Raw genomic sequence first — 13,881 nt, forward strand, 5'->3', positions numbered from 1 at the left:
AAAAATGGTTCTTATATAGATAAATTCTACTTACTATATCACTATAAGGAGTAAAAAAATGGAAAAAACTAATAAACGTCCTATCATCATCGACACAGACCCAGGTATTGACGACACAATGGCGCTAGCTGCGGCTTTGTTTTCAAAGGAGCTGGATGTTCAGCTTTTGACTACTGTAGCGGGTAATGTTTCTTTAGAAAAAGTCACCCGTAACCTCTTACGGTTGTTAACTTTTTGGGATTTAAAAATTCCAGTGGCCAAAGGAGCCAGTCAACCGTTGTTGAGAGCTGCCCGTGATGCCAGTGAGGTTCACGGTGAATCTGGTTTAGCTGGGTTTGATTTTCCTGATGAGTATCAGGAAAATCTGTTGCCAGAATCAGCTGTGGCAGCGATGAAGCGTGTGTTGATGGCTGCTAGAGAGCCAGTGACGATTGTTGCTTTGGCACCGCTGACGAATATTGCTTTATTGCTGCGGGAATATCCTGAATTTAAAGAAAAAATTGCAGAGATTGTGCTGATGGGGGGCGCCTTTGGTCGGGGAAATTTTGGTGCTTATACAGAGTTTAATATCGGAGTTGATCCAGAGGCGGCCCGGATTGTTTTTGATAGTGGACTGAAATTGACAATGGTGCCCTTGGAGATGGGCAGCATCGCTAAAATTTATCCAGAGGAGAGTCAGAAAATGGCGAACCTTAATCAGACCGGACAAATGCTTTATTCTTTGCTGCAGCATTATCGCAGCGGTTCACTGGATAGCGGCTTGGAAATGTATGACAGCACCGCTATCGCCTACTTATTAAACCCTTCAATGTTTACTGTGGAAAAATTGTCGGTTCAGATTGAAACTCAAGGGGAGTACACAGCCGGAGCGACAATTGTTGACTTTACTGATTTTTACCAAAAGCCGGCTAATTGCCAAGTTTGTGTCAATTTGGACAGTGCTAAATTTTCCACTTGGCTCTTGACGGCCTTAACAAATTGCCCTTAATTTCCTGCAAAAAAGCCTGTGACATTAGTTTTTTAACAGCTGAAACCCGAACTATATTTGCTCTTGTGGTCCAGTAGGTCCTCGTTGCAAATGAACAATATCTAGTGGTTCTCACTAGATATTGTTAGAAAATTTTAGCTCTGTTTTAACTAATGTCACAGCCTCGGTTAGCCAATCGTCGCTAAACTGATTTCGCCTGAAGCTAAGACCTGCTGACTGCCATCGGTTAAGTCAACAATCAATTCACCTAAGTCATTGATGTCAACGGCGGTACCCACATAGGTTTGGTTCTGCCGGTTGTAACTAACAGTTTTGCCCAAAACAAAGGAATGTTCCCGATACAAATCAATGGTAATTTGCGGCTGGTTCAAATAAAAGAAAAACTGATTCATGATTTCTGCAATTAATTGGTTGCGGGTAATCGTTGGTTTGCCATCCGGGAAAAGTGAGGTCGCTTTGGCCTGCAATTCATCAGGGAAATCTGTTTGCGGAATTGCTAGGTTGAAGCCTAAACCAATGATAATATGAGCAATTTCCATTGTATTAACATCACTCATGGCTTCCGATAAAATGCCACAAATCTTGCGGCCGTCTAAGTAAATATCGTTGACCCATTTAATCTGGGCTTGTTTGCCGGTTAATTTTTCAACGGCTTTAACGACGGCGACTGCCATCACAACCGTGTATTGTGGCAGCTCGGAAAATTTCTTATAAGGGTTTAATAGTAGACTTAAATAAATTCCCTCTTTAGGCTTGGCTACAAAGGGCCGACCAAAACGGCCTTTTGCGGCTGTTTGGGTTTCTGCTACGAAAAGTGTCGCTTCGACATGGTCTTCAATCGCGGCTTTTTTGGCGTCCTTCATAGTTGATTCGGAGGTTTTTAACACCGCTACACGCTCAATTTGGTTATCAGCTGTGAAAAGTTGGCGAATTTCAGTGGCTGAAAGATGCTCAGGGGCAGCTTCTAAGCGATAGCCGTTTGCTTCATGGGTGATTTCAAAACCTTCTTTTTCAAGGGTTTTGATGGCTTTCCAGACACTGGTTCTGGAAACGGCTAAGTCTTGGGCCATTTTTTCGCCGGATAAAATGCTGTCGCTGGTCATTAATAAGTCTAAAACTTTTTCTTTAGTGGTCATAGGTTCCTCCGCTAGTTTCATTTCTCCTAGTTTAGCAGATTTTAGGAAAATATCCGACTTTAGACAGATGTTTTTTTAAGAAAATATTTATATAATGAATTCATTAAAAATCAAAGTATCTTTTAAACAGGAGTGAAAAATATGGAGAAAAAGCAGTATGTCTGTGAGAAATGTGGCAATAACCATTACGAGGCCGATCAGTTTCAAGCAACCGGTGGGAACTTTGCCAAAATTTTCGATGTGCAAAATAAAAAATTTATCACTATCAGCTGTAGTCGTTGTGGCTTCACTGAGCTATATCAAGGTAGCACCAGCGATGGCTGGAATATCTTAGATTTCTTGATGGGCGGTTAACCAAGACTGCTCACTTCTACTCAAAAAATGTGCTCCCATGTTCGGCTTGCTTGTGTACCGACCTCAAAAAGTTAGATTTTTGGTCTAACTTTTTTGGTCACTACATGGCCTGATTCTGGGGACACATTTTATTTTGTCGCAATGAAAGAATTTTTCAACATCGATAATAAAAATCAACTATAACGTTACAAGTTAATCTAACACTCAAAAATTAGCTTAACAAAAGCTGGTCGTCTTTCAATTCGGCACCGCTATTGCGATGGAACATTTCCATCAGCTCGGCGACGGTCAGATTTTGTTTTTCCTCACCTTTGACATCGACAACAATTTGGCCCTGATGCAACATGATAAGACGAGTGCCGTAGCGAATGGCATCCTCCATATCATGCGTCACCATAAAGGCGGTCAGAGCTTGTTCACGAATCAAACGTTCTGTTAGCTCCATCACTGTAATCGAAGTTTTGGGATCGAGTGCGGCGGTATGTTCATCCAGCAAAATTAATTCTGGTTTTTGCATGGTAGCCATCAGTAAAGTAATCGCTTGGCGCTGACCGCCGGAAAGCAGGCCGATTTCGGCACCTAAGCGCGTTTCCAAACCAAGATTTAAAGTCGCGAGCTGTTCTTTAAAATAATTGCGATCCTTGTTTTTCACACCGGCACCGAAGTTTCGTGGACGGCCGCGTTTTAACGCCAAGGCCAAATTTTCTTCAACAGTCAGCCGGACAGCCGTGCCCATGCGGGGATCTTGAAAGACGCGACTGATTTGTTTGGAGCGGCGCATGACGGATTTGCGGGTGACATCTTCACCATTGACGATGATTTTCCCTTGATTGACCGGCAATGTACCAGCAATGCTGTTTAAAAGAGTCGATTTTCCGGCACCGTTTCCGCCTATAATCGTAATAAATTCCCCTTGGTTCATCGTTAAATTAATGCCCCGTAGGACGTGATTTTCATTGACGGTTCCTTGTTCAAAAATTTGATGCAAATTTTCAATTTTTAAAATAGTCGTCATCTAGGCAGCTCCTTTCTTAGGGGCTTTTTTGCTGAGGCCGAGTTTTTTGCGGACTTCCGGCAAGGCCAAGCAAATCGTCAACACAATGGCTGAGGCTAATTTTGAGTTGCTGGCTTGAACATTTGTTGTGAAAACCAATGCCAAGATAAAACGATAAATACTAGCTCCTAAAACAATTGTCAAAAGACGAATTAATAATGGCTGATTACGGAAAATAACTTCAGCGATAATAATCGAAGCCAAACCGATAACGATAGTGCCGGTTCCGGAGTTCAAATCGGCAAAATTATTATTTTGCGCCAGCAGAGAACCAGATAGCGCAATGCAGCCGTTGGAGAGGGCGTAGCCGATTAGTTTCATATTGTCTGTGTTAATGCCGTTAGCCTGACTCATCTCGATATTGTCGCCGGTGGAACGCATCGCCAAACCGATTTCTGTTTTAAAGAAGAGCACAAGAAGAATGATAACTACTAAAACGATGATAGCCCCCGTCACAATAATTGACAGCTGTTTAGTCCCTAGAATTTCTTGAAAGAAGTTAAAAATATTATCTTGGCCTAACAGGGCGATATTCGCAGCCCCCATGACCCTCTGAGTGACTGAATATAACCCAGTCATTGTAATAATTCCGGCTAGTAGCGCGGGGATTTTTAATTTTGTATGCAAAAGGCCAGTGATTACTCCCGCTGCGGCCCCACCGATAAAAGCATAGACGCAGGCGAGCAGTGGAGGCGTACCGTTGACAATATTAATTGCGGCAATGCCGGCACCTAGAGGATAGCTGCCTTCAGCCGTTAAATCCGCCACGTCTAAAATTCGGTAAGTCAGAAAAACACCAATCGCCAATAGCGACCACAGCAACCCTTGGGCTAATGAACTTGTTATCAGGGATAAAATATCCATTGGAAAAACTCCTTTTTGTAATGAAATATGTACGAGGGGCCTATGACATTAGTCTTTTTAAAAGATGAAGTCCTGAACTATATTATATTTGCTTCTGCGGTTCAGTAGGTCCGAATCGCAAATTAACCATATTCAGTGGTTTTTACTAGATACTTGTTCGTAAAGTTCAACTCTGTTCTAACTAATGTCACAGACTCTGCAATAATTATTCTGGGGCAACGATGGTCGCTGGATCAATTCCTAAAGCTTCCGCCATGTCTTCATTGATTACTAGTTCTAATTCAGTGGCACTTTCAACCGGGGTGTCTGCCGGTGTCGCTTCGCCGCTTAAAATGCGGGCTGCCATTTCGCCGGTTTGCACGCCTAGAGAATGGTAGTCAATACCGTAAGTTGCTAATCCGCCGTTTGTTGTTTGATCAACCGAGCCAGTGACCACTAGCGTTTTGCTCTCTTTGACTACGTCACCGATAATAGCCGCAGCACTGGCAAATGTATTGTCAGTTGGGATGTAGATTGCATCGACTTGGCTAGTTAAGCTTTCGGTTACCTGTTGCACATCATTGGTAGAAGTGGCTGTCTTCACAACGACTTCAATGCCAGCATCTTCTAAAGCCGCTTGGGCTAAATCAGCTTGGATTTTTGAATTGGATTCGCCTGAGTTATACATAATGCCCACAGTTTTAGCGTCTGGCACAATACTTAAGAGTAAAGCGATTTGTTTATCAATTGGCACCATATCAGTTGTACCGGTGACATTGCCGCCAGGTTCTTCTTCAGAAGCCACTAAGCCAGCATCGACTGGATCAGTAACTGAAGTAAAGGTAATTGGAATTTCAGTTGTCTGATTGACTAAAGATTGAGCCGCTAAAGTAGCAATCCCTAACAATAAATCAGGGTCTTCACTGACTAATTGCTGGCTCATACTCATTAAATTATCTTGGCCGTTTTGGGCATTTTGATAATTGACGGTGAGATTTTCCCCTTCAACGTAGCCGTTATTTGCTAAGCCTTCTAAGAAACCTTCATAAGAAGCGTCTAAAGAGTCATGCTCGACTAATTGTAAGACGCCGACTGTGACATTTTCACTGTTGCCGGCACTTCCCGAAGTGGAGCTGCCGGAAGAGTCATTGTCTGATGATCCGCAGGCCCCTAAACTGATTGCCGCCAATAAAGCGGCTGCTGTTAAAACTAATTTTTTCATTTTCATTTTTACGTCCTCCATTTTTTCAATCAAACAAAAACGTCCATTTAGATAATTTCTAAATGGACGAAAATAAACTATCGTATCACGCCACTTAGAAATTAATCTACGCGGCTTTTTGCTCATTGCGAATTTCCCTAGCCATCATAGATACAAACCGAACTGCTTGCCGTTTGTATCCACGTATGAATACAAACCTATCTAAAATAGCTAAAGTATGTGTGTTGATTCAACTGTTGTGTCGAAATTTTTTGAAGTGTCTGCATAATAATTTCTCCTTCTTGTTGAATGTCTAAAAGTATACCTGTAGTTAAATGGCATTGTCAATAGAAAAGTTAAAATTTTCTGAAAATTCGTTGAATTCATTTAATTTGAAACTTATTTATTCCTCATTTTTTGAATTCTAAAAGCTTTTGTTAAGCCCAGCGTGACAACCAGAAAACAGTTGACTTTCTGCTATAAATATTATATTATATGTAGACGCAAAAACGAAGTGAATTAAAAAAGGCAGGAGCGAAATATTGTCCGTTCCGGCTTTAGCATAGGAAACAAAAGTAGAAGCACTAAGATTTTTAATCTTTCAAAACGCCTCTGTCTTTTGGTTTTTTTTATGCCCAAAAGCCGCAAAAAATGCTCTTTGTTACGTAAAAATAATATTTGAAATTATTTCGTAACAATTTAGCTTCCTTTTTGAAAATTAATCTAGAGGAGTGAATAGCTTGGCTGGACAAGACGTAGCATACGGGAAACACCGCACACGTAGAAGTTTTGCTAGAATTAGTGAAGTTTTAGAATTGCCAAACTTGATTGAGATTCAAACAAAATCTTATCAGTGGTTCTTAGATCAAGGACTGCAGGAGATGTTTGAAGATATCTTGCCGATCAACGATTTTAACGGAAACCTGTCTTTAGAATTTGTTGGCTATGAATTAAAAGAACCGAAGTATACGGTCGCAGAAGCACGGGCTCATGATGCCAATTACTCTGCACCATTGCATGTCACTTTACGTTTAACCAATCGTGAAACAGGTGAAATCAAATCCCAAGATGTTTTCTTCGGTGATTTCCCATTAATGACTGAACAAGGCACGTTCATTATCAACGGAGCTGAACGGGTTATCGTTTCTCAATTAGTGCGTTCTCCTGGGGTTTATTTCCATGGGAAAGTCGATAAAAATGGTAAAGAAGGTTTTGGTTCAACTGTGATTCCTAACCGCGGCGCTTGGTTAGAAATGGAAACAGATGCCAAAGATATCTCTTATGTCAGAATTGACCGGACTCGGAAAATTCCGTTGACCGTCTTAGTACGGGCCTTAGGTTTTGGTTCTGATGATACGATTTTTGAAATCTTCGGTGACAGTGACAGCTTACGCAATACTGTTGAAAAAGATTTACACAAAAATGCTAGCGACTCACGGACTGAAGAAGGTTTGAAGGACGTATACGAAAGATTGCGTCCAGGCGAACCTAAAACAGCAGATAGTTCTAGAAACTTATTAACTGCTCGTTTCTTCGATCCAAAACGTTACGACTTAGCTAACGTAGGTCGCTATAAAGTCAACAAAAAATTAGATTTAAAGACTCGTCTGTTGAATTTAACTTTGGCTGAAACCTTAGTTGATTCAGAAACAGGTGAAATCCTTGTCGAAAAAGGCACTGTTTTAACTCACCAAGTGATGGATGAGTTAGCACCGCACATTGACAATGGTTTGAACTCGATTACTTATTACCCAAGTGAAGATGGGGTTGTTACTGAACCGATGACTGTTCAAGTGGTGAAGGTTTATTCACCAAAAGACCCTGAACGGGAAGTCAACGTAATTGGTAACGGCTATCCTGATACCCACACTAAAACAGTTCGTCCAGCTGACATCATCGCTTCAATGAGCTATTTCTTAAACTTAATGGAAGGTATCGGCAATGTTGATGATATCGACCACTTAGGAAATCGCCGGATTCGTTCCGTTGGTGAATTGCTGCAAAACCAATTTAGAATTGGTTTGGCACGGATGGAACGGGTTGTTCGTGAAAGAATGTCAATTCAAGACCAAGAAACTTTAACCCCACAACAATTGATTAATATTCGTCCAGTTGTGGCCAGCATTAAAGAATTCTTTGGTTCTTCTCAGTTGTCTCAGTTCATGGACCAAACCAATCCATTAGGGGAATTAACCCACAAACGCCGTCTTTCAGCCTTAGGACCTGGTGGTTTGACTAGAGACCGGGCCGGCTATGAAGTACGGGACGTGCATTATTCCCACTATGGCCGCATGTGTCCGATTGAAACGCCTGAAGGACCGAATATCGGCTTGATCAATAGCTTATCCAGCTATGCGAAGGTCAATGAATTTGGTTTTATCGAAACGCCTTACCGTCGTGTCAACCGGGAAACTGGTCATGTGACGGACACCATTGACTATTTAACAGCTGATATCGAAGACCACTACATCGTAGCGCAAGCGAACTCACCGTTAAATGAAGATGGCAGTTTTAAAGAAGAATTAGTAATGGCTCGTTCTCAAAGTGAAAACTTAGAAGTAACGATTGATAAAATTGATTACATGGACGTTTCACCTAAACAAGTAGTTGCCGTGGCGACAGCGTGTATTCCTTTCTTGGAAAACGATGACTCCAACCGGGCCTTGATGGGTGCCAACATGCAGCGGCAAGCTGTGCCGTTGATCCAACCTCGTTCACCTTTTGTGGGAACTGGGATGGAATTTAAAGCAGCCCATGACTCAGGTGCTGCCTTATTGTGTAAACATGATGGCGTTGTTGAGTTTGTTGACGCCTCTGAAGTCCGTGTTCGTCGGGACAATGGCGCTTTAGATAAATATTCTGTGACTAAATTCCGTCGTTCAAACTCTGGTACAAGCTACAATCAACGGCCAATCGTGCATTTAGGCGAAGAAGTTGAAGTTGGCGATACTTTAGCAGATGGACCTTCAATGGAAGAAGGCGAATTGGCTTTAGGTCAAAACGTCTTAGTTGCCTTCACTACTTGGGAAGGTTACAACTATGAAGATGCGATTATCATGAGCCGTCGCTTAGTTAAAGATGATGTGTATACTTCCATTCATATTGAAGAATATGAATCAGAAGCCCGTGATACAAAATTAGGACCTGAAGAAATCACTCGGGAAATTCCTAACGTCGGGGAAGATGCCCTGAAAAACTTAGATGAAATGGGTATTATCCGTATCGGTGCTGAAGTCAAAGATGGTGACTTACTCGTTGGTAAAGTAACTCCGAAAGGGGTAACGGAATTATCAGCAGAAGAACGATTGTTACACGCTATCTTTGGTGAAAAGGCTCGTGAAGTTCGTGATACGTCATTACGAGTTCCTCACGGCGGTGGCGGTATCGTCCACGATGTGAAAATCTTTACCCGTGAAGCCGGTGATGAATTGTCACCAGGCGTGAACATGTTAGTTCGTGTTTATATCGTTCAAAAACGTAAAATTCATGAAGGCGATAAAATGGCCGGACGTCATGGTAACAAAGGGGTTGTCTCACGGATTATGCCGGAAGAAGACATGCCATTCTTACCAGACGGCACGCCAGTTGATGTCATGTTGAATCCTTTAGGGGTACCATCTCGGATGAACATCGGACAAGTGCTGGAATTGCACTTGGGTATGGCTGCTCGTCAATTGAAGATTCATGTGGCAACACCAGTCTTTGATGGCGCCAATGATGATGATGTTTGGGATACAGTTCGGGAAGCTGGTTTAGCTAGCGATGCCAAAACTGTGTTATACGATGGCCGGACTGGTGAGCCGATGGATAATCGGGTCTCTGTTGGGGTTATGTACATGATTAAATTAGCCCACATGGTTGATGATAAATTGCACGCCCGTTCAATTGGACCTTACTCACTGGTTACACAACAACCATTAGGTGGTAAAGCGCAATTTGGTGGACAACGTTTTGGGGAAATGGAAGTTTGGGCCCTAGAAGCATATGGTGCAGCTTACACTCTTCAAGAAATCTTAACTTACAAGTCAGATGACGTTGTCGGTCGGGTGAAAACTTACGAAGCCATCGTCAAAGGTGAACCAATTCCAAAACCAGGTGTGCCTGAATCCTTCCGCGTATTAGTGAAGGAATTACAATCCCTTGGTTTGGATATGCGAGTTCTCGACATTGAAGAAAAAGAAATCGAACTTCGTGATATGGATGACGAAGATGATGACTTGATTACTGTCGATGCTCTAACAAAATTTGCTGAACAACAATCAGCAAAAGAATTGGCACAAAAAGGTACTGAAGCTGTTGCTGAAGCACAAGAGGACCTAGTCCAAAGCATCGAAACAGCAGAAGACTTCGAACAATAATCTTGAAAACCTGTCGCAAGTGTCAGCTTTTCAAAAACTGAGTCGAGAGACAGTTAGGTTAGTCTAAGCGGACTTCATTCGTTGAAGTCCCTTGGCTGACTCTGCTAATCTTGCTTAGTGGGTCATCAAATGAAATGGAGGGAACCCCTTTTGATCGATGTAAATAAATTCGAAAGTATGCAAATCGGTTTGGCTTCTCCAGAAAAAATCAGAAGCTGGTCTTATGGTGAAGTGAAAAAGCCAGAAACCATTAACTATCGTACTTTAAAACCCGAACGTGAAGGGTTGTTCTGTGAACGCATCTTTGGTCCAACTAAAGACTGGGAATGCGCCTGCGGAAAATATAAACGTATTCGTTACAAAGGTATCGTCTGTGATCGCTGTGGTGTGGAAGTCACTCGCTCAAAAGTTCGTCGTGAACGGATGGGTCATATTGAGTTAGCTGCACCCGTTTCCCACATCTGGTACTTTAAAGGTATTCCTTCAAGAATGGGTCTTGTTTTAGACATGAGTCCCCGTGCCTTGGAAGAAATTATCTATTTTGCCTCTTATGTGGTAATCGATCCAGGTAATACGACCTTAGAAAAGAAACAATTATTAACTGAACGTGAATACCGGGAAAAACGTGATCAATTCGGTCAAGAATTCCAAGCTGCCATGGGTGCTGAAGCCATTAAGAAATTATTGGACTTAGTTGACTTAGATGGTGAAGTTGCGGAATTAAAAGAAGAATTGAAGACTGCTCAAGGCCAAAAACGGACCCGCGCGATTCGTCGTTTAGACATCTTAGAAGCTTTCAGAGCTTCTGGTAACCAACCAAGCTGGATGGTTATGGATGTTATTCCAGTTATCCCGCCAGACTTACGTCCAATGGTTCAATTAGAAGGGGGTCGTTTTGCGACTTCTGACTTAAATGACTTGTACCGTCGAGTAATCAACCGTAACAACCGCTTGAAACGTTTATTAGATTTAAATGCACCAAGCATCATTGTGCAAAATGAAAAACGGATGCTGCAAGAAGCCGTTGACGCTTTGATTGATAATGGTCGTCGTGGCCGTCCAGTCACTGGACCAGGTAACCGTCCATTGAAATCTCTTTCCCATATGTTAAAAGGGAAACAAGGTCGTTTCCGTCAAAACTTACTAGGTAAACGGGTTGACTATTCAGGTCGGTCAGTTATCGTAGTCGGACCATTTTTACAAATGTACCAATGTGGTCTACCAAAAGAAATGGCGATTGAATTGTTCAAACCATTTGTGATGAAGGAATTAGTTTCTCGGGAACTAGCTTCTAACATCAAAAATGCTAAACGTAAAATCGAACGCCAAGAAGATGAAGTTTGGGACGTTTTAGAAGACGTCATCAAAGAACATCCAGTTCTCTTGAACCGGGCACCTACGCTTCACAGATTAGGTATCCAAGCCTTTGAACCAGTTCTAGTTGAAGGTCGTGCTATTCGTTTGCATCCACTTGTGTGTGAAGCCTACAATGCCGATTTCGATGGGGACCAAATGGCAGTTCACGTACCGTTAAATGAAGAAGCGCAAGCGGAAGCCCGCATGTTAATGCTAGCAGCTCAAAACATCTTGAACCCTAAAGATGGTAAACCAGTAGTAACGCCATCTCAAGATATGGTCTTAGGTAACTATTACCTAACGATGGAAGAAGATGGTCGTGAAGGCGAAGGCATGATCTTCCGTGATATGAACGAAGCAGTAATTGCCTGGCGTAATGGCTATGTCCATTTACATTCACGGATTGCCGTTAATCCAAACAGTCTTGGTGACAAACCATTTACAGACTGGCAAAAAGAACGCATGATGGTGACAACTGTCGGTAAAGTTATCTTTAACGAAATCATGCCACAAGAATTCCCTTACTTGAACGAACCAACTAATTCCAACTTGACGGAAAAAACGCCTGACAAGTACTTCGTGGAAGCTGGGACAGATATTCCGGCCTTCATCAAAGAACAAGAATTAATTGCGCCATTCAAGAAGAAAAACTTAGGGAACATCATCGCAGAAGTCTTCAAACGTTTCAAAATTACCGAAACTTCTAAGATGTTAGATAGAATGAAAGACTTGGGTTACCGTCATTCAACAATGGCTGGTATCACAGTGGGGATTGCCGATATCATGGTACTTGCTGAAAAGCACGACATCATCGAAAAAGCCCACAAACAAGTTGAAAATATTACCAAACAATTCCGTCGTGGTTTAATCACTGATGACGAACGTTATGAACGGGTTATCGCCGTTTGGAATGCTGCCAAAGATGAAATCCAACAAAAACTGATGGAAAGTTTGGATGCTAAGAATCCAATCTTCATGATGTCAGACTCTGGAGCCCGTGGTAACATCTCCAACTTTACTCAGCTTGCTGGGATGCGTGGTTTGATGGCCGCTCCAAATGGTCGTATCATGGAATTGCCAATCATCTCTAACTTCCGTGAAGGCTTGTCCGTCTTGGAAATGTTTATCTCAACTCACGGGGCTCGTAAAGGAATGACCGATACCGCCTTGAAGACTGCCGATTCAGGTTACTTGACTCGTCGTCTAGTTGACGTGGCCCAAGATGTTATCATTCGTGAAGAAGACTGTGGTACTGACCGTGGTCTAGATATCCAAGCGATTCGTGAAGGTAATGAAATTATCGAATCATTGGAAGAACGTTTAGTTGGTCGGTATACTCGTAAGAGCGTAATCGATCCAGCAACGGGTGCTGTTTTAGTCGGTGAAGATCAAATCATCACTGAAGACTTGGCTCGCCAAATCGTGGATGCTGGTATTGAAACGGTGACCATTCGTTCCGTCTTCACATGTAATACTAAACATGGTGTATGTAAACATTGTTATGGCCGCAACTTGGCAACTGGTGCTGAAGTTGAAGTGGGTGAAGCAGTTGGTACCATCGCTGCCCAATCTATCGGTGAACCTGGTACTCAGTTAACCATGCGTACATTCCATACCGGCGGGGTTGCCGGCGACGATATCACACAAGGTTTGCCGCGGGTTCAAGAAATTTTTGAAGCTCGGAATCCTAAAGGGCAAGCTGTCATTACCGAAGTTACCGGTGAAGTCATCGACATCTCTGAAGATGCAGCGACTCGGACTAAAGAAGTGACCGTCAAAGGTGAAACTGATACCCGGACTTACACTGTACCATTTACAGCCCGCATGAAAGTTGCTGAAGGCGACATTATTCACCGGGGAGCTCCATTGACTGAAGGTTCAATCGATCCGAAACAATTATTAGTTGTTCGTGACGTATTGTCTGTTGAAAACTATCTATTAAGAGAAGTTCAACGAGTTTACCGGATGCAAGGGGTAGAAATCGGCGACAAGCATATCGAAGTAATGGTTCGTCAAATGCTGCGTAAAGTCCGCGTTATGGACCCAGGTGGCTCTGACATCTTACCAGGTACTTTATTAGATATTGCTGACTTTAAAGATCGTAACTATGAAACGCTAATTTCTGGTGGTGTGCCAGCTACTGGCCGTCCAGTTCTACTAGGTATCACAAAAGCTTCCTTGGAAACAAACAGCTTCTTATCTGCTGCATCCTTCCAAGAAACAACCCGTGTCCTAACAGACGCTGCCATCCGGGGTAAGAAAGATCCATTACTAGGCTTGAAGGAAAATGTTATCATCGGTAAGATTATTCCGGCTGGTACTGGTATGGCTCGCTACCGCAATATGGAACCAAAAGAAACAGTTATTGCCAGCGAAAATGTCTACAGCATTTCTGACATTGAAGCACAAATGGCGGCTGAAGATGCTTTAAACAGCCAAAATATTTAAATTGCTTTTTAAACAAGCCCCTCGCACTTTGAGGGGCTTGTTTTTTTGTCTGACGGAGAATAGAAGGGAAACCGCTGACGCAATTTGTATTCCAAGAGATAAAAATAAATTTGGAAAAGCAAGAAGAATGCTGCTATAGATGG

The 13,881-nt window shown here is 42.5% G+C and carries 8 protein-coding genes; 4 read left to right on the plus strand and 4 right to left on the minus strand.

Going from position 1 to position 13,881, the window contains the following annotated elements:
* The first annotated feature begins 58 nt into the window (after nucleotides 1-58).
* Nucleotides 59-988 (plus strand): ribonucleoside hydrolase RihC, encoded by a 930-nt coding sequence (rihC, locus tag AC1Z3S_RS08350; protein WP_461739987.1) that lies wholly within the window; start codon nucleotides 59-61, stop codon nucleotides 986-988.
* 167 nt (nucleotides 989-1,155) lie between these two features.
* Here rihC and AC1Z3S_RS08355 read toward each other — a convergent pair whose 3' ends face one another.
* A complete protein-coding gene (locus AC1Z3S_RS08355; RefSeq protein ID WP_461739988.1) occupies nucleotides 1,156-2,124 on the minus strand; it encodes a biotin--[acetyl-CoA-carboxylase] ligase in 969 nt (322 codons plus the stop codon).
* A 141-nt stretch (nucleotides 2,125-2,265) separates the two neighbouring features.
* Here AC1Z3S_RS08355 and AC1Z3S_RS08360 point away from each other — a divergent pair, with 141 nt between their 5' ends.
* Entirely contained in the window at nucleotides 2,266-2,478 is a 213-nt protein-coding gene (locus tag AC1Z3S_RS08360; RefSeq protein WP_461738434.1) for a zinc ribbon domain-containing protein, read from the plus strand.
* A gap of 211 nt (nucleotides 2,479-2,689) precedes the next feature.
* On the opposite strand, the gene AC1Z3S_RS08365 is transcribed toward AC1Z3S_RS08360, so the two are convergent.
* The 3 genes from AC1Z3S_RS08365 to AC1Z3S_RS08375 all read right to left on the minus strand — a co-directional run bounded on the left by AC1Z3S_RS08365 (nucleotide 2,690) and on the right by AC1Z3S_RS08375 (nucleotide 5,603).
* Nucleotides 2,690-3,493 carry an ABC transporter ATP-binding protein gene (locus AC1Z3S_RS08365; RefSeq protein ID WP_461738435.1) on the minus strand — a complete coding sequence of 268 codons (804 nt, stop codon included), beginning with the start codon at nucleotides 3,491-3,493 and terminating at the stop codon, nucleotides 2,690-2,692.
* Nucleotides 3,494-4,396 (minus strand): ABC transporter permease, encoded by a 903-nt coding sequence (locus tag AC1Z3S_RS08370; RefSeq protein WP_461739989.1) that lies wholly within the window; start codon nucleotides 4,394-4,396, stop codon nucleotides 3,494-3,496.
* A gap of 205 nt (nucleotides 4,397-4,601) precedes the next feature.
* A complete protein-coding gene (locus AC1Z3S_RS08375; protein WP_461739990.1) occupies nucleotides 4,602-5,603 on the minus strand; it encodes an ABC transporter substrate-binding protein in 1,002 nt (333 codons plus the stop codon).
* Nucleotides 5,604-6,316: 713 nt separating this feature from the next.
* Between AC1Z3S_RS08375 and rpoB the strand changes: the two genes are divergently transcribed.
* Both rpoB and rpoC read left to right on the plus strand, forming a co-directional pair.
* On the plus strand, nucleotides 6,317-9,934 hold the full coding sequence (gene rpoB, locus AC1Z3S_RS08380) for a DNA-directed RNA polymerase subunit beta (RefSeq protein ID WP_461739991.1): 3,618 nt from the start codon (nucleotides 6,317-6,319) through the stop codon (nucleotides 9,932-9,934).
* A 150-nt stretch (nucleotides 9,935-10,084) separates the two neighbouring features.
* Nucleotides 10,085-13,738: a DNA-directed RNA polymerase subunit beta' gene (gene rpoC, locus AC1Z3S_RS08385; RefSeq protein WP_461739992.1), complete on the plus strand. Its 3,654-nt coding sequence runs from the start codon at nucleotides 10,085-10,087 to the stop codon at nucleotides 13,736-13,738.
* Nucleotides 13,739-13,881 lie beyond the last annotated feature (143 nt).

The sequence above is a fragment of the Enterococcus sp. LJL90 genome, from assembly GCF_056924355.1.